Source organism: Ramlibacter sp. P4_H7, from assembly GCF_056400765.1.
Map to the genome: position 1 here is coordinate 55,337 of NZ_JBFUKP010000004.1, position 21,462 is coordinate 76,798.

The following is a 21,462-nucleotide window of genomic DNA, read 5'->3' on the forward strand; positions in this document are numbered from 1 at the left end:
ACATGACGACAGGCATGCCCGGCTTCTGGGATTTCCCGTACACCTCGCAGCGCATGCCGCTGCTGGCCCGCAACGTGGTCAGCACCTCGCAGCCGCTGGCGGCCACGGCCGGGGCGCTGATGCTCGCGCGCGGCGGCAACGCGGTCGATGCGGCGCTGGCCGCGGCGATCACGCTGACCGTGGTGGAGCCGTGCATGAACGGGATCGGCGGCGACGCCTTCGCCATCCTGTGGGACGGCGAGCGGCTGCACGGCCTCAATGCCTCGGGCCGCTCGCCGCGCCGCTGGACGCCGCAGCACTTCGCCCGGTATCCCGCCATGCCGCTGCGCGGATGGGACTCCGTGACGGTGCCCGGCACGGTTTCGGCCTGGCGCGCGCTGTCCGACCGGTTCGGGACGATCCCCTTCGCCGAGCTGTTCGCGCCGGCCTTGCGCCATGCGCGCGAGGGCTTCCTGGTGTCGCCGACCGTGCGCCGCCAGTGGCAGGCCCAGGTCCCTGAACTGCTGCCCCAGCCCGGCTTCCGCGAGGCCTTCGCGCCGCGCGGCGAGGCGCCGCAGCCGGGCGAGCTGTTCACCTGCCCGGGGCAGGCGGACACGCTGCAGCAGATCGCCCAGAGCAAGGGGGACGCCTTCTACCGGGGCCGCCTTGCGAAAGCCATCGCCGACCACGCGCGCGCCACCGGCGGCCTGATCGACGAGGAGGACCTCGCGGCGCACGAATGCGACTGGGTCGAGCCGCTGTCGGTGGAGTACCGTGAACTGCGGCTGCACGAGATCGGTCCCAGCGGCCAGGGCATCGCGGCCCTGATGGCGCTGGGCATGCTGGCCACCCTGGACCTGAAGGGCGCCGGCCTGGACACCGCCCTGTCCCACCACCTGCAGATCGAGGCGATGAAGCTCGCCTTCGCCGACCTCCAGGCCTACGTCGCCGACCCGGACGCGATGCGCATCGTCAGCGCCTCGCAGCTGCTGGCGCCGCGCTACCTGGCGCTGCGGGCCCGCCTGATCCACCCGGAGCGCGCCGCGCCGGCCCGCGCGGGCTCGCCGCATTCGGGCGGCACCGTGTACCTGACGGCGGCGGACCAGAAGGGCATGATGGTTTCCTTCATCCAGTCGAACTTCAAGGGCTTCGGCTCCGGCGTGGTGGTGCCCGGCACCGGCATCGCGCTGCACAACCGCGGCTGGGGTTTCACGCTCAAGGAAGGCCATCCCAACCAGGTGGCGCCGCGCAAGCGCCCGTTCCACACCATCATCCCCGGCTTCCTCACGCGCGACGGCAACCCGCTCATGAGCTTCGGCGTCATGGGCGGCTCCATGCAGGCGCAGGGCCACCTGCAGGTCGCCGTGCGCGTCGCTGACCACGGCCAGAACCCGCAGGCCGCGAGCGACGCGCCGCGCTGGCGCATCCTGGACGACAACAGCACCGTGTCCGTGGAATGGAACTTCCCGCCGGAAGCGATCGAGGGGCTGAAGAAGCGCGGCCACGAAGTGCGCGTGGCGCAGCGCTTCGACACCGAGTTCGGTTCCGCGCAGCTCGCGCTGAAAACCGAGCACGGCTACATCGCCGCCTCCGACCACCGCAAGGACGGCTACCCGGTCGGCTTCTAGCGCAGAGGGCGTTCCGGCTCGCGCGGTCCCGGCCGCGGTGCGTGCCGCTGGTCCAGGGCTTGACCGCTGTCAAGCGGATCGGCCCTGCAGGCCGGATACTGGCCGGCGATGCCCGGCACCGCACCACCCTCCCACACCGCGCACGACTGGCACCTGGAACACGCCGACGAGGTCGCCCGCGCGCACGGGGTGGATCCGCAGCTCGGGCTGGACCTCGAGGAGGTCGAGACCCGCATCCGGCACCACGGTCGAAACGAGCTGCCCAGCGCGCCTCCCCGCAGCATCGCCGCCCTGGTGGCCGAGCAGTTTCGCGACCTGATGATCGTCGTGCTGATCGCAGCGGCGGTGATCTCCGGCGTCCTGGGGGACTGGGTCGACACCCTGGTGATCGCCGTGATCATCGTGCTGGATGCCGTGATCGGCGTGGCGCAGGCCTGGCGGGCCGATCGCGCCCTGCTCGCCCTCCGCAAGCTGGCCGCGGCGCAGGCCCTGGTGCTGCGCGCCGGTCGCACCCACAGGATCGCCGCGCAGGAACTGGTGCCGGGCGACGTCGTCCTGCTGGAGGCGGGCAACCAGGTGCCCGCCGACCTGCGCCTGATCGAGGCCGCGCAGTTGCGCGTGGACGAGTCGGCCCTCACCGGCGAGTCGGTCACGGTCGCCAAGCAGGCCGAAGTGCCCGATGGGCCGGTGCACGCGCTGGGCGACCGCGTCAACATGGCCTTCAAGGGCACCACGGCCACGCAGGGGCGCGGCCGCGGCCTGGTGGTCGCCACCGGGCGCTCCACCGAGCTGGGCCGGATGGCCGGCCTGCTGGCCGAGGGGGGATGGGAGCCGACGCCGCTGCAGCGCCGCCTGAGCGTGTTCGGCCGGCGGCTGGCGATCGCGGTGCTGGCCGTGTGCGCCGTCGTGTTCGCCACCGGCCTGTTGCGGGGCGAGCCGCCGCTGCTGATGCTGATGACGGCGGTGAGCCTCGCCGTCGCGGGCATCCCGGAGGCGTTGCCGGCGGTGGTCACCGTGCTGCTGGCGCTGGGTGCGCGCAGGATGGTGGAGTTCCGCGCCCTGGTCCGGCGGCTCGCGTCGGTCGAGACCCTGGGCTCCGTCACCTATGTCTGCTCCGACAAGACCGGCACGCTGACGCAGAACCGCATGCGCGCCGAGATCGCGGTCGAAGCGGACGGCCGCGACTGGCATGCCGCCGCCGACTCCGCGCCCGAGCCCTCGGAACTGCTGCGGGCCGCGGCCTTGTGCAACGACGCGCAGCCTTCGCAGGACCAGGGCTGGGAGGGCGACCCGACGGAAACCGCGCTGGCCGAGCTGGCTGCCGACGCCGGCCTGCAGCACGCCCGCTTGCGGCAGGACCGACCGCGGATCTCCGAGCAGCCCTTCGACTCGCGCCTCAAGCGCATGACCACCTGGCATGCTGCCGGCCAGCGCGTCATCGGCTACACCAAGGGGGCCCCGGAAAGCGTCATCCCGCTGTGCTCCGCGCTATGGCACCCCGACGGCCCGCGCCCGCTGGACGCGCGCCACTGGACGCAGCGGGCGGAAGCCCTGGCCGCACAGGGCCTGCGCGTGCTCGCCTTCGCGCGGCAGGACGCCGACGCACCGGCTGCACCCGGCACCGCCGGCGAGACCTCCCCCCACGGCCTGCAGCTGCTCGGGCTGGTGGGACTGATCGACCCGCCGCGGCCCGAGGCGGCTGCCGCGGTCCGCGAGTGCCTCGAGGCCGGCATCACGGTGGCGATGATCACCGGCGACCATCCGGCCACGGCCCGGGCGATCGCCGTGCGCCTGGGCATCGTGGACGACCCGCAGGCCAGGGTCATCACCGGCGCCCGGCTGGCGGACCTGGACGACGCGGCGCTGGCGGCCTGCGTGCGCGAGGTGCGCGTCTATGCCCGCGTCGATCCCGCCCAGAAGATCCGCATCGTCGAGGCGCTGCAGGCCCACGGCGAGCTGGTGGCGATGACGGGCGACGGCGTCAACGATGCGCCGGCGCTGCAGCGCGCCGACATCGGCGTGGCCATGGGCCGCGGCGGCACCGACGTGGCACGGGAAGCTTCCAGCCTGGTGCTGCTGGACGACAACTTCGCCACCATCGCGGCCGCGGTGCGCGAGGGCCGCCGCATCTACGACAACATCCGCAAGTTCGTCCGCTATGCCATGACCGGCAATTCGGGCGAGGTGGGGCTGATCTTCATCGCGCCGCTGGTGGGGTTGCCCCTGCCGCTGCTGCCGATCCACATCCTGTGGGTCAACCTGGTCACCGACGGCCTGCCCGGGCTGGCTTTGGCCGCCGAACCCGCCGAGCGCGGCGTCATGCAGCGGCCGCCGCGCCCGCCGGGCGAGAGCCTGTTCGCGCGCGGCCTGTGGCAGCACATGCTGGTGTTCGGCCTGCTGCTGGCCGCGCTTTGCATGGCGGTGCAGGCCTGGGCGCTCGCCAACGGCAATGCGCACTGGCAGACCATGGTGTTCACCGTGCTGACGCTGGGGCAGATGGCGCACGTGATGGGCATCCGCTCCGAGACCACGGCCCTGTGGCGCCTGGGCCTGCGCAGCAACACGCCGCTGCTGCTGGCGGTGCTGCTCACCTTCGTGCTGCAGATGGCGACGATCTACCTGCCCGTGCTCAACCCGGTGTTCAAGACCGCGCCGCTGTCGGCGCTGGAACTGGCGGTCTGCCTGGCGGCGTCGGCCGTGGTGTGGCTGGCGGTCGAAGGCGAGAAGGCCTGGCGCCGCCGCCGGCAGGCGGCGGGCTGAGCCGGCTCAGTCGATCGTCGCGCCGCTGCGCTTGATGACGGGGCCCCACTTGGCGAGTTCCTCGCGCATGAAGGCGGCGAACTGCTGCGGCGTGCCCGGCTCGGCTTCCATGTACTGCGCCTTGAGCTTCTCGTTGGTGGCCGGGTCGCGCATGGCCGCCACGAATTCGCGGTTCAGCCGCTCGATGATCGGCGCCGGCGTCCCCGCGGGCGCCACCAGGCCGATCCAGGCGCTGCCGTCCATGGGCAGGCCCGCCTCGCGGAAGGTCGGGATGCCGGGCAGCTGCGGCACGCGCCGGGCGGTGGACACCGCCAGCGCCTTCAGCTTGCCGGCCTGCACCTGCGGCATCACCGCCAGCGGCGCCAGGCTGATGATCTGCGTGTCGCCCTGCAGCACGCTGGTCACGGCGGCCGGCGAGGACGCATAGGGGATGTGCACCACGTAGCTGCTGGTCAGGTTCTTCAGCATCTCGATGGACAGGTGCGAGAGGCTGCCGACGCCGATGGAAGCGTAGTTGTACTTGCCGGGATTGCGGCGCAGCAGGTCCATCAGCTCCTTGAGCGTGTTCACGCCCAGCGACGGGCTCACCGCCAGCACGTTCGCCTGGTGCACGCCGAAGGTGATCGGCGCCAGGTCCTTGAACGGGTCGTACGGCATGCGCTTGTACAGCACCGTGTTGTTCACCAGCGGGCCGGTGATGGAGGCGCCGATCGTGTAGCCGTCCGGCGCGGCCTTGGCCACCACGTCGGTGCCGAGGTTGCCGCCGGCGCCGGGACGATTCTCGATCACCACCGGCTGCTTGAGTCCCTGCGCGGCGCGGTCGCCGACGATGCGCGCGAACACGTCCGGCGTCGATCCGGCCGCGAACGGCACGACGATCTTCACCGGCCTGGACGGGTACTCGCCCTGCGCACGGGCGGCCGTCCAGGGGCCCGCCAGCAGGGCGGCCGGCGTGGCGGCGAGGGCCTTGAGCAGGCGGCGGCGTTGCGTCATCTCGTGTCTTCCTTCGGAGGGAGGGCTTCGGTCTGCCCGAAATAGTTCTGTTCGCAGGCAATGTAGCCGGCGACGAGGGCGCGGTACGCGGCTTCCACCACGTCGGGCAATCCCTCGAAGCCGCCGTTGAAGGCCGGCGCATGCTGCCCGGCGAGCGCACGCACGTGGGAGTACACCTGGGCCTGGCGCGCGGGCGCGCTCACCTGGAAGGCGTCGCGCTTGAAGCGGGCGGCGTCCTTCACGTACATGGCACGCTCCGCCAGCAGGCGCACGATGGCATCGTCCAGGCGGTCGATCTCGCTGCGCAGGCCGGCAAGGTTATCAGCCATAGGGCGGTACGCCGGGTCGCGGAAGCGGCGCACCGGGGCGCCTTGCGCATCCGGCTCCTTTTGCACACTAACTGCAGGCTCGCCGAACGGCATAGGTTCGCTACGCGAGCGGCGCTGTGCCGCCCTTTTTAAGCAAGTTAGCCGCGACTCGATACAAATCAGGCATGTCTATGCGCTCATCCCGTCGGCTGTACATCACTCCGATCCTCTTCATTGCATCTAGCAATTCCTCCTCAGTACCTTTCGCGGTAAAGGGGGGCAAGTAATTGTGCGCCGCCGCATCTTCGCGGACACGAGACACCGTCTTCGCAGCCCTCCACGCCTTGAACACTTCTGTCGTTGGTTGGGGCAGTAGAAGACCAGCCAAAGGGGCAAGCACACCCTTAATCCAGGGAAATTCCTGGTGCAACTGATCGACGCGCGTCTTCGAAGCAGCACGCAGGCCGTGCCTAATGCCGTCCGCCGAAAGCGCTCTATCCTGGGGAATGGGTCCGTACTTGGCAGCAGCTACTATCAGTCCAAGAAAGCTTCTTGGCGTGACCTCTTCAAAAGCATCTGCAAGGTGACTCAAAGGCCAGCTATACGTCTTTCCCTTCTTGAATCCATAGGGACCATCTGCCATGAACGGACCGGCAAGAGCATCCATCAACCTCATTTGAGATCCTACGTCGGAGGAGAGCCTCCACTCTCGACTCAACACTTCTGCTTGGTTTGCTGGTATTGGCAAATCCAAGGAATCAAGCAGCACGCTGAATGCAGACCGGTACTCACGGTCGGGAGTAAGAGCCAGCCTTCCGTACAGCATCCCGTACAAATCGGCTCCCGACCATGTGAGTCGCACTGCTCCGGTTCTCAGCTTGGGAAGTTCAACAAACCTGAGAGCCTCGTCGTCAATCTGATCTGGACGCAAAAACAGCTTGGACTTGATGTTCCTATATGCGCGCAGAGACCACACAACCTGGAGTAGCGCTTCTGTGAGCAGTCGCCGACGGGGCCAACTGGTAGCGATGGTGTCAAGCGCGTCGAAGACAACTAGGAGCACTGCTCCCGTATCACCAAGGTCAGCCTCGTACTGCTCCAGTCGAGCCTCTCTCTCAATAGGATCCAGAGCGATCTGCAACGAGGAATTGACATCAAGTGGAGAGCCCTTCTTGGTGTGTCTTTGGCAAGCACGCAGAATCGCAGCCCACCACACCGCAGTGGCATCAGACAATGTGGGATCGTCACCGAGCATCTGATGGAGCACTGCAGGGCTGATAGCCTCGGCACCTGCAAAGCCTGTGTATCCAAACGCCGCCTTCACTCGCGCGAGACCCAGCCTCGGAAACGCGGCATCCGCTGCTTTTCGAGTCGAGTCTTGCCCAAGAACGCCAGACCAGAAACTCTTTCCCGCACCACGCGAACCGACAACGATCGGGATGTTTGGATCCAGCGCGGCGGCATGTGTCTCAGGCGCGTACATCTCCTCAACACGGGGCGCTTGGGATCCCACCGCGTCGTGAGACACGTCCGCAGGAAGTGAAGCGATTGATGCACGAATCACCCCAAAGGGGGGCGACTTCCTTACTGGCGAGCTAGTCATTGGTGCTGCTCTTCAGTCCAAGCTGTAAATCCAGCTTCTTAAGAAACGGTTCGTACACCGTGCCGTATTCTGCGGCCGTTAACGTACTCTTCTTCGTGGCAGGATCGAAATTGAAGAATCGTGCGTCGTGTGCAATTGGGATTGGTGCGCCGAACGCGTCATCCGACTCTGCCTCGTTTGGTTGTTCAGGCAAATCTTGGTCCTCGATCCAAGGTACATCGTTGAACGGTTCTGCAGGTACCGGCACTCCGGCACTCGCCACTGCACTGTTTTGCAACCAAGTACGGCGTACAAGATCTCGCCACTTCACCGCGAAATCCTGTATGTCAGCTTCACCTCCGGCCTTTGCATGAACGACGGAAATCTGAGCAGGCCAAACCGGTTTCTCTGTGCCTTGCGGGGGCAACAGACGTCTGAGATGCGCTAGAAGCGCAGCGTAGCCGTAGAACGTTTGCGGTTCGTTCAATCCGAACAGCAGAACATCTGCGCCCAAACCTAGGACCGGCGCGGCGGAAGACTCGTTAAGCCCGGCACGGGCGTCAACTAACATGACGTCGTACCTATCCGCCGTCGCAACGTCATCGAGGAGGTTGCGAATTTGGACGCGCATCGATAGGACCGATCCGTCTTCAGCGACATCTTCAACATACGCTCGTGCGATCTTAGCTAGCACGTCGCCCGGATTCGTTATGAATGACCGTCCGAATGCGGGCATGACATCAATCCGCCCTCGACTGGTCAAAGACGAAGGACCCGTCAGATCAGCGAGGAACTCTTTAGTCAAGGCGCCGAAGGAGTTCTCGACGAGTGCGTCGACTACGCCAAATCTCGGCATCGTGGTTTCGTCGAGGAGCATAGCTCCCATACCAGGGGCCTCCATGTCTAAGTCAACGACAAGGACGCGCAGTCCTCGACTTGCGAAATGTGCCGCAGCGATGGACAAAGCAGTTGAACGGCCGACGCCCCCCTTCAAGCTCATGAAAACGAACCGCTTCGGACCTGCGCTTTGAATAGCCTCGGGCGCTTGCAACCAGTCTGCTCCAACAGTTCGTCTATCCAGCAACTGTATTGGCACTTCATCGATGCGAAGATGCAGCTTGCTAGCGGATGCAAGAACCCGTTCGGCACCAACATCGAGGACGTCTACGATTGCTCGGTCAGTTCTGATATACGGAGTGACGCGCAACGAGGCCGCCGCTGCTGCGCGCTCTTTCAAGTCTGTCGACAGCGAAACGGGTGAGAAGAAACTTAGCTGGCCGCGCGAGTCCCGATGGAAGGTGCCGTTGCTGGCCGCCTCCGGACCAAAGTGCTCAAGAATCACCCGAACCAGCTCGGGCAGACTGTCATCGAAATATGTTCGCATCCTCGCCTCACGTTCCGATTTGGTTGACGGCGCTTTTCGCTTGTTCCTGCCAACGTTCAACCCAAGCCTGCGGAACTTGGCCTTTTCCCGCATACCGAATTTCGATCGCCCACTGATTCAGAAAAGCGTCGTCGGCCACGAGTCGTGCGACGTGGGACATTGCGCGGCCTTGCAATTGATCCCTAAGCAAAGTCTTCAGTTCAGGGAAGTGTGCATAGAACGGGTCATCCCTACTCCTGCTATCAGAGGGACTTGGCTTCATGCGTCCTTCAAGCATCATCGCCTTCAAGGCGCACTCCGCAGCTATTCCGAACAAGTAGCCAGCAACGTGTAAGTGTTCAGCCTTTAGGCAGTTTCCGGCCGACAAATTTCTCCGCGCTGCCTCAGCCATATTGGCGGAATACCCCATCACCTCTCCTTTTGAGGCAAGAGATTACCAGTACTGCTGACTTACGCGGATCTTCGTCCCATCAGCCCACCCACTTGCGCGCGTTGCGCCACAGCTGCATCCAGGGACTGGGCTGCGAGCGGTCGCCGGAGGTCCACGACATCTGGATGTTGCGGAACACACGTTCCGGGTGCGGCATCAGCGCGGTGAAGCGGCCGTCGGCCGTGGTCACGCCCGTGAGGCCGCCGGCGCCGCCGTTCGGGTTGAACGGATAGCGCTCGGTGGGCTGGCCGTGGTTGTCCACGAAGCGCAGGGCCTGGACCACCTTGGCCGCGTCGCCGCGCTGCGTGAAATTGGGATAGCCCTCGCCATGCGCCACCGCGATCGGCAGGCGCGCGCCGGCCATGCCCTGGAGGAACAGGCTGGGCGAATCCAGCACCTCCACCATCGACAGCCGCGCCTCGAAGCGCTCGCTGCGGTTGGTGGTGAAGCGCGGCCAGGCCTGCGCGCCCGGGATGATGTCCGCCAGCTCGGCGAACATCTGGCAGCCGTTGCACACGCCGAGGCCGAAGGTGTCCCTGCGCGCGAAGAAGTCGCGGAACTGCTGCGAGAGTGCCGGGTGAAAGGTGATGCTGCGCGCCCAGCCGATGCCGGCGCCCAGCGTGTCGCCATAGCTGAAGCCGCCGCAGGCAACCACGCCCTGGAAATCGGCGAGCCGATGGCGGCCGGACTGCAGGTCGGTCATGTGCACGTCGACCGCCTCGAATCCCGCTTCGGTGAAGGCGTAGGCCATCTCCACGTGCGAGTTCACGCCTTGCTCGCGGAGGATGGCGACGCGCGGGCGCGCGAGGTTGAGCGCGGGAGCGCCCCCACCCCAGCCCTCCCCCAGCAGGGGAGGGAGCGAGTCCGACTGGCTCGCACCCGGGGGAGGGAGTGAATCCGGCACGCCGTCATGGAGTGCACCCGTCTTGCTCCCTCCCCTTCCGGGGGAGGGCTGGGGTGGGGGCATCCCCGGCAGATACACATGCAAGCCCGGATCGTCCGGATCCCCCGCCGCCGCATGCTCGCTGTCGGCGCATTCCGGGTTGTCGCGCTGCTGGCAGATCTTCCAGCTGACGCTGTCCCACACCTGGTGCAGGTCGGCGAGCCTGGCGCTGAACACCGCCTTGGTGTCGCGCCACACCTGCACCTCGCCCTTGCCCACGTCCATCGCGGAGTCGGCAGGCCGGGTCTTGCCCACGAAGTGCGCGTGGCGCGACAGGCCGTGCGAGCGCAGCACCTGCATCACCTCGTTGCGCTCCTCGGTGCGCACCTGCAGCACGACGCCCAGCTCTTCGCTGAACAGCGCCTTGAGCGTGAGCTCCTCGCGCCGGGCGCTGACCTGGCTCGCCCAGTTCTTGGCGTCGCCGTACTCGGCGCGGCTGTCGCTGATGCCGTCCCCTTCGGTGACCAGCATGTCGATGTTGAGAGCCACGCCCACGTGCCCGGCGAAGGCCATCTCGCAGGCCGCGGCCAGCAGGCCGCCATCGCTGCGGTCGTGGTAGGCGAGGATGCGGCCCTGCGCGCGCAACGCGTTGACCGCGTTCACCAGGTTCACCAGGTCCTGCGCATCGTCGAGATCGGGCACCTCGCCGCCGGGCTGGCCCAGCACCTGCGCCAGGATGCTGCCGCCCATGCGATTGCGCCCGCGCCCCAGGTCGACCAGCAGCAGCGTCGTGTCGCCGGAAGCCTGCAGCTGCGGCGTCAACGTGCCGCGCACGTCCGCGAGGCTGGCGAATCCGCTCACGATCAGGCTGACCGGCGACGTGACCTTGCGGACCTGCCCGCCTTCGTTCCATTGCGTGCGCATGGACAGGCTGTCCTTGCCCACCGGGATGGACACACCCAGCTGCGGACACAGCTCCATGCCCACGGCCCGCACCGTCTCATACAGCGCCGCGTCCTCGCCCGGCTCGCCGCAGGCGGCCATCCAGTTGGCCGACAGCTTCACGCGCGACAGTTCGATCGGCGCCGCCAGCAGGTTGGTGATGGCTTCGGCCACCGCCATGCGGCCGGAGGCCGGCGCGTCCACGGCCGCGAGCGGCGTGCGTTCGCCCATGCTCATCGCCTCGCCGGCGAAGCCCCGGTAGTCGGCCAGCGTGACCGCGCAATCGGCCACCGGCACCTGCCAGGGACCGACCATCTGGTCGCGGTGCGTGAGGCCGCCCACGGTGCGGTCGCCGATCGTCACCAGGAAGCGCTTGGAGGCCACGGTCGGGTGGGCCAGGACGTCGATCACCGCCTTGCGCAGGTCCACGCCGGTGACGTCCAGCGGCTTGACCTCGCGCGCCACGTGGCGCACGTCGCGGTGCATGCGCGGCGCCTTGCCCAGCAGCACCTCCATGGGCATGTCCACGGCCAGACCCTCACCCCCGCCCTCTCCCGCCAGCGGGAGAGGGTGCACTTCACTCCCTCGCCCCTCCGGGGAGAGGGTCGGGGTGAGGGGCACGCCCGAGCCCACCACCAGCTGGCGCTGCTCGGTCGCGACGCCGACCACCGCGAACGGGCAGCGCTCGCGTTCGCAGAAGGCGCGGAACTGCTCGAGCGATTCCGGCGCAATCGCCAGCACGTAGCGTTCCTGGCTCTCGTTGCTCCAGATTTCCTTGGGCGCCAGGCCCGACTCCTCCAGCGGAACCTTGCGCAGGTCGAATCGGGCGCCGCGGCCGGCGTCGTTGGTGAGTTCCGGGAACGCGTTGGACAGGCCGCCGGCGCCCACGTCGTGGATCGCCAGCACCGGGTTGTGCTCGCCCAGCGCCCAGCACTGGTTGATGACTTCCTGGGCCCGCCGCTGGATCTCGGGGTTGCCGCGCTGCACCGAATCGAAATCGAGTTCCGCGGCGTTGGTGCCGGTGGCCATCGACGAGGCGGCGCCGCCGCCCATGCCGATGCGCATGCCGGGTCCGCCCAGCTGCACCAGCAGCGTGCCGGCCGGGAACGGGATCTTGTGCGTCAGGCCGGCATCGATCGCGCCGATGCCGCCGGCGATCATGATGGGCTTGTGGTAGCCGCGGGCCACGCCCGCCACGTCCTGCTCGTACTCGCGGAAATAGCCCAGCAGGTTGGGCCGGCCGAATTCGTTGTTGAAGGCGGCGCCGCCCAGCGGGCCCTCCGTCATGATCTGCAGCGGGCTGGCGATGTGCTCGGGCTTGCCGAACGGGCCGTCCCACAGCTTCGACACGGTGAAGCCGCTCAGGCCGGCCTTGGGACGCGCGCCGCGGCCGGTGGCGCCTTCGTCGCGGATCTCGCCGCCGGCGCCGGTCGAAGCACCGGGAAAGGGCGAGATGGCGGTCGGGTGGTTGTGCGTCTCCACCTTCATCAGCACGTGGTGGGTCGCGTCGCTCTTGCGGTACACGCCGCCGGGGCCGGGCAGGAAGCGCTCCACCGCGTGGCCTTCCATGACCGCCGCGTTGTCCGCATAGGCCACGATGGTGTGTTCGGGATGCGCCTGGTGCGTGTTGCGGATCATGCCGAACATGCTCTTGTCCTGCGGCACGCCGTCGATGGCGAAGGACGCATTGAAGATCTTGTGGCGGCAGTGCTCGCTGTTCGCCTGCGCAAACATCATCAGCTCGACGTCGGTGGGGTTGCGCCCCAGCCCGGTGAAGGCGTCGACCAGGTAGTCGATTTCGTCCTCCGCCAGCGCCAGGCCGAAGCGACGGTTCGCCTCTTCCAGCGCCTGGCGGCCGCCCTGCAGCACGGCGACGTGCTCCATGGGCTGGGCCTGCAGTTCGGTGAACAGGCGCTCGGCCTCGGCCAGGCTGGGCACCACGCTTTCGGTCATGCGGTCGTGCAGCAGCGCTGCCACGGCCTGCAGCTGGGCCGGCTCCAGCGTCGGCTTGCCGCCGAGCAGGCCGGAGGCCAGCTGCACGCGGTATTCGACCGCGCGCTCGATGCGCCGGATGGCCAGCCCGCAGTTGTGCGCGATGTCGGTGGCCTTGGAGGCCCAGGGCGACACCGTGCCCAGGCGCGGCGTCACCACCAGCAGCACGCCCTCGCCGGCGCCGGCGTAAGGCTCGCCGTAGGTCAGCAATGCGGCCAGGCGCTCGCGCTCGGCGGGGCTGAAGGGATGGTCGCTCGCCACCAGGTGGACGAAGCGCGCCGACAAGCCGGCGATGCGGGGATGCACCGCTTGCAGACGCGGCAGGAGTTGCTGGATCCGGAAGCCGCTGAGGGCCTCGCCGCCCTCGAACTCGGTGATGTGCAGGGACACTGTCTGAAACCTGTCTGGGAGTGGCGCCGGGACCGCTGACTGGGGCCTCGGGAACCCGGCATTCTACCTGCGGGGACTTGGTCGCTCTGGGATAATCGGAGCCATGGGCATCACGTACAAAGACGAACAAGGCATCCAGGGGATGCGCACGGCCTGCCGGCTGGCCGCCGAGGTGCTGGACCACCTCACGCCCTTCATCAAGCCGGGCATCACCACCCGGGAAATCGACCGGCTCTCCGCCGAGTTCATGAAGAAGCAGGGCACCACCTCCGCCACGCTGGGCTACCAGCCTTCGGGCTATCCGCCCTATCCCGCTTCGCTGTGCACTTCGGTGAACCACGTGGTGTGCCACGGCATCCCGAACGACAAGCCGCTGAAGAAGGGCGACATCGTCAACGTCGACGTCACCGTCATCAAGGACGGCTGGTACGGCGACACCAGCCGCATGTTCATGGTGGGCGAAACCTCCATCGCCGCGAAACGCCTGGTGCAGATCACCTACGAGGCGATGTGGCACGGCATCGTGCAGGTCAAGCCCGGCATCCGCCTGGGCGACATCGGCTGGGCGATCCAGAGATTCGCGGAGGCCTCGGGCTTCTCGGTGGTGCGCGAGTTCTGCGGCCACGGCATCGGCCGCAACTTCCACGAGGAGCCGCAGGTGCTGCACTACGGCAAGCCCGGCACGCTGGAGGAACTGGTGCCCGGCATGACCTTCACCATCGAGCCCATGATCAATGCCGGCCGGCGCGACGTGAAGGAATTCGGCAACGACGGCTGGACCATCGTCACCAAGGACCACTCGCTGTCCGCGCAGTGGGAGCACACCGTGCTGGTCACCGAGAGCGGCTACGACGTGCTGACCCTGTCCGCCGGCAGCCCGCCGCCGCCGGCCTTCGTGAAGGGATGAGCCTGGCCGCCGCCGTCCTGCCCGCCGATGCCGCATCGCCGGTGGCCGGCATCCGCGACGCCTACAAGGCGCGCAAGGCCCACCTGCTGGCCACGCTGCAGGCGCACGGCGGCACGACCCGCAGCATCCGGGGCCTGCTGCAGGAGCTGGCCGGCGCGGCGGACGAGGCGCTGCGGCAGCTCTGGGAGCACGCCGGCCTGCCCGCCGGGGTGGCGCTCGTGGCCACGGGCGGCTTCGGCCGCGGCGAACTGTTCCCCCACTCCGACGTCGACGTCCTGCTGCTGATGCCGGACGGCATCACCTGCGAGCTCGACGCCACGCTCAAGCAGCGGGTGGAGCGCTTCATCGGCAGTTGCTGGGACGCCGGGCTGGAGATCGGCTCCAGCGTCCGCACGCTGGAGGACTGCCTCTCGCAGGCGGCCGGCGACGTGACGGTGCAGACCTCGCTGCTGGAGGCACGCCTGCTGACCGGTTCGCGCAAGCTGTTCACCAGCTTCCAGGCGCGCTTTCGCGACCAGATCGACGCGCGCGCCTTCTTCACGGCCAAGACGCTGGAGATGCGCCAGCGGCACACCAAGTTCGAGAACACGCCCTACTCGCTGGAGCCGAACTGCAAGGAGTCCCCGGGCGGGCTGCGCGACCTGCAGGTGATCCTGTGGGTGGCCAACGCCGCCGGCATCGGCAAGAGCTGGGACGAGCTCGCGCGGCGCGGCCTGGCCACGGCCTTCGAGGCGCGGCAGATCAAGCGCAACGAGGCGCTGCTGTCGATGATCCGCGCCCGGCTGCACGTGGTGGCGGGCCGGCGCGAGGACCGGCTGGTGTTCGACCTGCAGAACGCGGTGGCGGAGTCCTTCGGCTACAAGGCGACCGCGCGCGCGGACGGCCGCATCGTCGCGCGGGCCAGCGAGCGGCTGATGAAGCGCTTCTACTGGGCGGCCAAGGCGGTGGCGCAGCTGAACCAGATCCTGCTGCTGAACATCGAGGAGCGGCTCAATCCCGCGGCGGCAGAGGCGCGGAAGATCAATGCGCGCTTCTCCGAAAAGGCCGGGATGATCGAGGTGGCGCGGGACGACCTGTACCTGAAGAACCCGCGCGCGATCCTCGAGACCTTCCTGCTGTACCAGACCACGCCCGGCATCAAGGGCCTGTCCGCCCGCACCCTGCGCGCGCTGTACAACGCGCGCAAGGTGATGGATGCGAACTTCCGCAACGACCCGGAAAACCACGCGACCTTCCGCGCCATGCTGATGCAGCCGCGCGGCATCACCCACGCCATGCGGCTGATGAACGAGACCTCGGTGCTGGGCCGCTATCTCTGGGTGTTCCGCCGCATCGTCGGCCAGATGCAGCACGACCTGTTCCACGTCTACACGGTGGACCAGCACATCCTGATGGTGCTGCGCAACGTGCGCCGCTTCTTCATGGCGGAACACGCGCACGAATACCCGATGTGCTCTCAGCTCGCGGCCGGCTGGGACAAGCCCTGGATCCTGTACGCGGCGGCGCTGTTCCACGACATCGCCAAGGGCCGCGGCGGGGACCACTCGGACCTGGGCGCGCGCGAGGTGCGGCGCTTCTGCAGGCAGCACGGCATCGAGGCGAAGGACGCGGAGCTGATCGAGTTCCTGGTCCGGGAACACCTGCTCATGAGCCGCGTGGCCCAGAAGGAGGACCTGGGCGATCCGCAGGTGATCCAGGCCTTCGCGCAGCGCGTGGGCAACGAGCGCTCGCTGACCGCGCTGTACCTGCTCACCGTGGCCGACATCCGCGGCACCAGCCCGAAGGTCTGGAACGCCTGGAAGGGCAAGCTGCTGGAGGACCTGTACCGCTACACCGTGCGCTCGCTCGGCGGCGCGGCGCCCGATCCGAAGGCGGACGTGGAAGCGCGCAAGCGCGAGGCGCTGGTGCTGCTGCAACTGTTCGCGCTGCCCTTCGAGGCGCACAAGAAGCTGTGGGACACGCTGGACGTGGGCTACTTCATGCGCCACGACGCCGGCGACATCGCCTGGCACACCCGCCACGTGTCGCGCCACGTCGGCACGGCCAAGGTGATCGTGCGGGCGCGCATCTCGCCGGTGGGCGAAGGCCTGCAGGTGCTGGTCTACACGAAGGACCAGACCGACCTGTTCGCGCGCATCTGCGGCTACTTTGACCAGGCCAGCTTCAGCATCCTGGACGCCAAGATCCACACCGCCACCAACGGCTACGCGCTGGACACCTTCCAGGTGGTCACGGCCATGATGCCCGACCACTACCGCGAGCTGTGCTCGATGGTGGAGTCGGAACTGGCGGCCACCATCGCCGCCGCCGGGCCGCTGCCGCCGCCCAGCCGGGGCCGCGTCTCGCGCCGCGTGAAGAGCTTCCCGATCCCGCCCCGCGTGGACCTGCACCCCGACGAGAAGGCGCAGCGCTGGCTGCTGTCCGTCTCCGCCAGCGACCGGGTGGGCCTGCTCTACTCCATCGCCCGCGTGCTGGCGCGCCACCACCTGAACCTGCAGCTGGCCAAGGTCAGCACGCTGGGCGAGCGGGTGGAGGACACCTTCCTGATCGACGGCCCCGAGCTGCAGCAGAACCGCAAGCAGATCGAGATCGAGACCGAGCTGCTGGAAGCTGTCGCAAGCTGACGGTTTAGGCCGAATTCCTAGCGGCGCTAGAACTTCGCGCCCCTGCCGTCCAGCTAGCATCGCGGGCGGCCCCGTCAAGCGGGCCGATTCTCTTCGTCGTTGGAACAAGGACCTCGCATGTTGAAGACCGCCGCGCGCCGCAGCTTCGTGCTGCTTGCGCTCGCTGCCGCCGTGGGCGGCGCAGCCGCCCAGAAGCCCGCTCCCGCCGCCGCCAGCTGGCCAACCAAGCCAGTCCATATCGTGGTGGGCTTCCCCGCCGGCTCCACGCCCGACCTGGTGGCGCGCACGATCGCCGATCCGCTGTCCAAGGCCCTGGGCCAGCCCGTGGTCGTGGACAACAAGGTGGGCGCCGGCGGCAACATCGCCGCCGACTTCGTGGCCAAGGCCACGGACGACCACACCTTCGGCGTGATGATCAACGGCAACATGACCATCGCCAAGCTGCTGAATCCGGCGGTGGCCTACGACCCGCAGAAGGCGTTCCAGCCGATCAGCCTGATCGGCACCGCGCCGCTGCTGCTGACGGCCTCCGTCAATGCGCCGGGAACGGATGCGCAGGAGTTCTTCCTGGCCGCCCGCAACGGCGGCACCAAGTGGAGCTATGGCTCGCCCGGCGTCGGCACGGTCGGCCACATCGGCATGGAGCTGCTGAAGTCCAAGACCAACATCGACCCGGTGCACGTGCCCTATCCCGGCAACCCGCAGGTCATCACCGCCATGATCGGCGGCCAGGTGCAGCTGGCGCTGCTGCCGCCCGCGCTGGCCGCAGCCCAGATCAAGGCCGGCAAGCTCAAGGCCATCGGCGTCACCTCGCTCGCGCGCAGCCCGCTGGTGCCGGAATATGCGAGCCTGAACGAACAGGGCATCCGCGGCTTCCAGCTGGAGATCTGGACCGCCGCCGCCGCCCCCCGGTCGATGCCGCAGCCGGTGGTCGAGAAGCTGTCGAAGCTGGTCTCCGAGATCGCGCGCAGCCCGGACGTGCGTCAGAAGCTGTTCCAGCAGGGCTGGCAGGTGGCCGGCACCAACGCCGAAGGCCTGGCCAATCGCATCAAGAGCGACACCGCCCTGCTCGGCGGCGTGATCATGATGCGCGGCATCAAGGCGGAGTAAGCCGCCTGCGGCGCCCCCAGGCGCCGCTCAGTGCAGCGAGGCCAGGAAGGTGCGCAGCTCCGGCGTGGCGGGGTTGCCGAAGATCTCCTGCGGCGCGCCGGCCTCGTGCACCAGCCCCTGGTGCATGAAGACCACCCGGTCGCTCACCTTGCGGGCGAAGCCCATTTCGTGCGTGACCATCAGCAAGGTCATGCCTTCGGCCGCGAGGCGCTCGACCACCTGCAGCACCTCGCCCACCAGCTCCGGATCGAGCGCGCTGGTGATCTCGTCGCACAGCAGCACCGCCGGCTCCATCGCCAGCGCGCGGGCGATGGCCACGCGCTGCTGCTGGCCGCCCGAGAGCTGGTCGGGCATGGCGTCGAACTTCTCGGCCAGGCCCACCCGCTCCAGCAGCGCGCGCGCCTGTTCGGCGGCGCTGTCCTTGTCCTTCTTCTTCACCAGCGTCGGCGCCAGCATCACGTTGCGGCCGACGCTCAGGTGCGGGAACAGGTTGAAGCTCTGGAAAATCATGCCCACCTGCTGGCGCAGCGCGCGCATCCCGGCGGCATCGTCCTGGCGCAACGGCTGGCCCGCGACCGACAGGGCGCCGTGCTGGAAGCTCTCCAGCCCGTTGATGCAGCGAAGCAGCGTGCTCTTGCCGGAGCCGCTCTTGCCGATGATGGCCAGCACCTCGCCCGGCTGCACCTGCAGGTCGATGCCCTTGAGCACCTCGTGCGTGCCGTAGGACTTGCGCAGGGACTGGATGTCAACGATGGGCGGCATGGAGTCTTCTTTCGAGTCCGCGGGCATAGAGGCTCACCGGGAAGCACAGGGCGAAATAGAACAGCGCGACGAAGCCATAGACCAGGAAGGGCCGGAAGGTCGCATTGGTGATCATGGTGCCGGCCTTGGTCAGCTCCACGAAGCCGATCACGCTGGCCAGTGCGGTGCCCTTGACCACCTGCACCAGGAAGCCCACCGTGGGCGGCACCGCGATGCGCAGCGCCTGCGGCAGGACCACGTGGCGCAGCTGCTCGCCGAAGTTCAGGGCAAGCGCGCTCGAGGCTTCCCACTGGCCACGCGGCACCGCCGCGACGCAGCCGCGCCAGATCTCGGCGAGGAAGGCGCTGGTGTAGAGCGTGAGGGCGACGGCGGCCGCCGTCCAGGCCGAGGTGTTGAACCCGAGCAGCGCCATGCCGAAATAGGAGAGGAACAGCTGCATCAGCAGCGGCGTGCCCTGGAACAGCTGCACGTAGCCGGACACGGCCCACTGCGCTGGCCTCGAGTGCGACAGGCGCAGCACCAGCAGCAGCAGTCCCACCAGGCCGCCGCCGACGAAAGCGATCAGCGACAGCGCGATCGTCCAGCGGGCCGCGAGCAGCAGGTTGCGCAGGACGTCCCAGAGCGAGAAATCGACCATGTCAACGTCCGAACAAGAAGCGCGGGCCCAGCCACTGCAGCAGGTGCCGCACGAAGGACGCGAGCGCGAGGTACAGGGCCGTCGCGATGATGAAGGCCTCGAACGAGCGGAAGTTGCGGCTCTGGATCAGGTTGGCGGCGTAGCTCAGTTCCTCGGTGGAGATCTGGCTGCACACCGCGGAGCCGAGCATCACGATCACGATCTGGCTCACCAGCGCCGGCCACACCTTGCGCAGCGCCGGCGGCAGCACCACCCGCAGGAAGGTCTGCGCCGGGGTCAGCGCCAGGCTCAGCGCCGCCTCGAACTGCCCGCGCGGCGTGGCCTCGACGCCGGCCCGCACGATCTCGGTGGCATAGGCGCCGAGGTTCACCACCATCGCGATCACCGACGCGGACTCCGGCGACAGCTTCACGCCCAGCGCCGGCAGCCCGAAGAACACGAAGAACAGCTGCACGATGAAGGGCGTGTTGCGAACCAGCTCGACGTAGCCGCCGACCACCGCGCGCAGCCACGCTGGCCCGCTGCGGCGCGCCCAGGCGCAGGCCACGCCGATGGCGACGCCCAGCACGGCGCTGACTGCCGTCAGTGCCAGGGTCCAGGCCACGCCCTTGAGCAGCAGCGGCCAGTCCGCCAGCACCGCGGCGAAGTCCAGGGTGATGCGCATGCGCTCAGTTGGGCAGCTCGCCGGCCGGGCGGCCCAGCCACTTGACGGCCATCTTGTCGATGTCGCCGTTGCGGCGCGCCTCCATCACGATGTCGTTGACTTTCTGGCGCAGCTTGTCCTCGCCCTTGGCCACGCCGATGAAGTTGGGGGAGTCCTTCAGCACGAACTTGAACTCGGTGTTCATCTGCGGGTTCTTGGCCATCATGGCGCCGGCGACCTGGGCGCTGGTGGCCAGCGTCTGCACCTGTCCCGCCAGGTAGGCCGACACGGTGGCGTTGTTGTCCTCGAAGCGGCGCAGCTCGGTCGAGGGCGGCGCGACCTTGCTCAGTTCCATGTCGTCGACCGAACCGCGCGTCACCGAGATCGACTTGCCGGCCAGGTCGGCGGGCCCCTTCAGCGCCACCGACTTGGGTGCGAACACGGCGATGAAGAAGGGCGAGTAGGCGACGGTGAAGTCGATCACCTTCTCGCGCTCCGGGTTCTTGCCCAGCGTGGAGATCACCAGGTCGGCCTTGCGGGTCTGCAGGTAGGGGATGCGGTTGCTGGTGGTCACCGGCAGCAGCTCGACCTTCACGCCCAGCTTGGCGGCGATGTAGTTCGCCATCTCGACGTCCAGGCCCTGCGGCTTCAGATCCGTGCCGACGAAGCCATAGGGCGGGAAGTCGGTCGGGACGGCGATCTTGATTTCTTTCGCCTTGAGGACGTCGTCCAGGGCGGTCTGCGCCTGGACGCCGGCGGCGCCCAGCAGGCCGGCCAGCGCCAGGCCGAGGGTGAAGTTTCTTTTGTGCATGGAAGGACTCTGTGGAAGGTGCCAGCACCCTGACCAGCAGGTTCCATGCCCGCGCGCCTGCAAAGCGTGCGCACCAAGGGCGTGCGCGCACCGGCGCGGGACTCAGTCGTCCTCGGCGTCGAGGCCCGGGAACAGCACGTCGGTGAAGCCGAAGCGGGTGAAGTCGCGCACCCGCATCGGATAGAGCTTGCCGACGAGGTGGTCGCACTCGTGCTGCACCACCCGGGCGTGGAAGCCCTCCGCCTCGCGATCGATGCGGTTGCCCTTGTCGTCGTACCCCGTGTAGCGGATGCGGCGCCAGCGCGGCACCACGGCACGCAGGCCGGGCACGGACAGGCAGCCCTCCCAGCCCTCCTCCTCTTCATTGCCCAGCGGCGTGATGAGGGGATTCACCAGGACGGTGCGCGGCACCACGGGCGCATCGGGATAGCGCGGGTTGGGTTCGTCGCTGCCGAAGATCACCAGCTGCAGGTCGACGCCGATCTGCGGCGCCGCCAGGCCCGCCCCGTTGGCCGCCGCCATGGTGTCCTGCATGTCGGCCACCAGTGCGTGCAGTTCGGGCACGTCGAAGGCGTGCACGGGTTGCGCGATGCGCAGCAGGCGCGGATCGCCCATCTTGAGGATTTCTCTGACTGCCATCAAGAGAGCATACCGAATGGGCCATGCGACGGCGACCCGGGACTGCTATCTTTGCGGG

Annotated in this window: 16 protein-coding genes; 5 read left to right on the top strand and 11 right to left on the bottom strand. The window is 68.1% G+C overall.

Features of this window, described 5'->3' with window-relative positions; translation table 11 throughout:
- Positions 1-2 precede the first annotated feature (2 nt).
- Positions 3-1,607, top strand: coding sequence for a gamma-glutamyltransferase family protein (locus AC1DSA_RS07265; protein ID WP_477887546.1), 1,605 nt, complete (start codon positions 3-5; stop codon positions 1,605-1,607).
- A 108-nt stretch (positions 1,608-1,715) separates the two neighbouring features.
- Complete coding sequence (locus AC1DSA_RS07270) at positions 1,716-4,367, top strand: cation-translocating P-type ATPase (RefSeq protein ID WP_477887548.1); 2,652 nt, start codon at positions 1,716-1,718, stop codon at positions 4,365-4,367.
- Positions 4,368-4,373: 6 nt separating this feature from the next.
- Here AC1DSA_RS07270 and AC1DSA_RS07275 read toward each other — a convergent pair whose 3' ends face one another.
- The 6 genes from AC1DSA_RS07275 to purL all read right to left on the bottom strand — a co-directional run bounded on the left by AC1DSA_RS07275 (position 4,374) and on the right by purL (position 13,271).
- The gene (locus AC1DSA_RS07275; RefSeq protein ID WP_477887550.1) at positions 4,374-5,360 is read right to left on the bottom strand and encodes a Bug family tripartite tricarboxylate transporter substrate binding protein; all 987 of its coding nucleotides are present in this window, start codon (positions 5,358-5,360) and stop codon (positions 4,374-4,376) included.
- Positions 5,357-5,689, bottom strand: a complete 333-nt coding sequence (locus AC1DSA_RS07280) for a chorismate mutase (RefSeq protein WP_477887552.1) — start codon at positions 5,687-5,689, stop codon at positions 5,357-5,359. The genes AC1DSA_RS07275 and AC1DSA_RS07280 overlap by 4 nt, the downstream gene beginning before the upstream one ends.
- Before the next feature lie 100 nt (positions 5,690-5,789).
- Complete coding sequence (locus AC1DSA_RS07285) at positions 5,790-7,196, bottom strand: hypothetical protein (RefSeq protein WP_477887554.1); 1,407 nt, start codon at positions 7,194-7,196, stop codon at positions 5,790-5,792.
- Between the two features lie 67 nt (positions 7,197-7,263).
- Positions 7,264-8,634: a KGGVGR-motif variant AAA ATPase gene (locus AC1DSA_RS07290; RefSeq protein WP_477887556.1), complete on the bottom strand. Its 1,371-nt coding sequence runs from the start codon at positions 8,632-8,634 to the stop codon at positions 7,264-7,266.
- Between the two features lie 7 nt (positions 8,635-8,641).
- Entirely contained in the window at positions 8,642-9,043 is a 402-nt protein-coding gene (locus AC1DSA_RS07295) for a hypothetical protein (protein WP_477887558.1), read from the bottom strand.
- A 61-nt stretch (positions 9,044-9,104) separates the two neighbouring features.
- Positions 9,105-13,271, bottom strand: coding sequence for a phosphoribosylformylglycinamidine synthase (purL, locus tag AC1DSA_RS07300; RefSeq protein ID WP_477887560.1), 4,167 nt, complete (start codon positions 13,269-13,271; stop codon positions 9,105-9,107).
- 103 nt (positions 13,272-13,374) lie between these two features.
- Here purL and map point away from each other — a divergent pair, with 103 nt between their 5' ends.
- From map to AC1DSA_RS07315, 3 genes are all read left to right on the top strand, one after another.
- The gene (map, locus tag AC1DSA_RS07305; RefSeq protein WP_477887562.1) at positions 13,375-14,178 is read left to right on the top strand and encodes a type I methionyl aminopeptidase; all 804 of its coding nucleotides are present in this window, start codon (positions 13,375-13,377) and stop codon (positions 14,176-14,178) included.
- Positions 14,175-16,802: a [protein-PII] uridylyltransferase gene (locus AC1DSA_RS07310; RefSeq protein ID WP_477887564.1), complete on the top strand. Its 2,628-nt coding sequence runs from the start codon at positions 14,175-14,177 to the stop codon at positions 16,800-16,802. The genes map and AC1DSA_RS07310 overlap by 4 nt, the downstream gene beginning before the upstream one ends.
- A gap of 117 nt (positions 16,803-16,919) precedes the next feature.
- Positions 16,920-17,912 (top strand): Bug family tripartite tricarboxylate transporter substrate binding protein, encoded by a 993-nt coding sequence (locus tag AC1DSA_RS07315; protein ID WP_477887566.1) that lies wholly within the window; start codon positions 16,920-16,922, stop codon positions 17,910-17,912.
- A 27-nt stretch (positions 17,913-17,939) separates the two neighbouring features.
- Here AC1DSA_RS07315 and AC1DSA_RS07320 read toward each other — a convergent pair whose 3' ends face one another.
- The 5 genes from AC1DSA_RS07320 to def form a co-directional block, all read right to left on the bottom strand.
- Positions 17,940-18,674 (bottom strand): amino acid ABC transporter ATP-binding protein, encoded by a 735-nt coding sequence (locus AC1DSA_RS07320; protein ID WP_477887568.1) that lies wholly within the window; start codon positions 18,672-18,674, stop codon positions 17,940-17,942.
- Positions 18,658-19,311, bottom strand: coding sequence for an amino acid ABC transporter permease (locus AC1DSA_RS07325; protein ID WP_477887570.1), 654 nt, complete (start codon positions 19,309-19,311; stop codon positions 18,658-18,660). The genes AC1DSA_RS07320 and AC1DSA_RS07325 overlap by 17 nt, the downstream gene beginning before the upstream one ends.
- A 1-nt stretch (position 19,312) precedes the next feature.
- Positions 19,313-19,975 (bottom strand): amino acid ABC transporter permease, encoded by a 663-nt coding sequence (locus AC1DSA_RS07330; RefSeq protein WP_477887572.1) that lies wholly within the window; start codon positions 19,973-19,975, stop codon positions 19,313-19,315.
- Positions 19,976-19,979: 4 nt separating this feature from the next.
- Entirely contained in the window at positions 19,980-20,765 is a 786-nt protein-coding gene (locus AC1DSA_RS07335; RefSeq protein WP_477887574.1) for a transporter substrate-binding domain-containing protein, read from the bottom strand.
- Positions 20,766-20,867: 102 nt separating this feature from the next.
- Positions 20,868-21,404 (bottom strand): peptide deformylase, encoded by a 537-nt coding sequence (gene def, locus AC1DSA_RS07340; protein WP_477887576.1) that lies wholly within the window; start codon positions 21,402-21,404, stop codon positions 20,868-20,870.
- Positions 21,405-21,462: the final 58 nt, after the last annotated feature.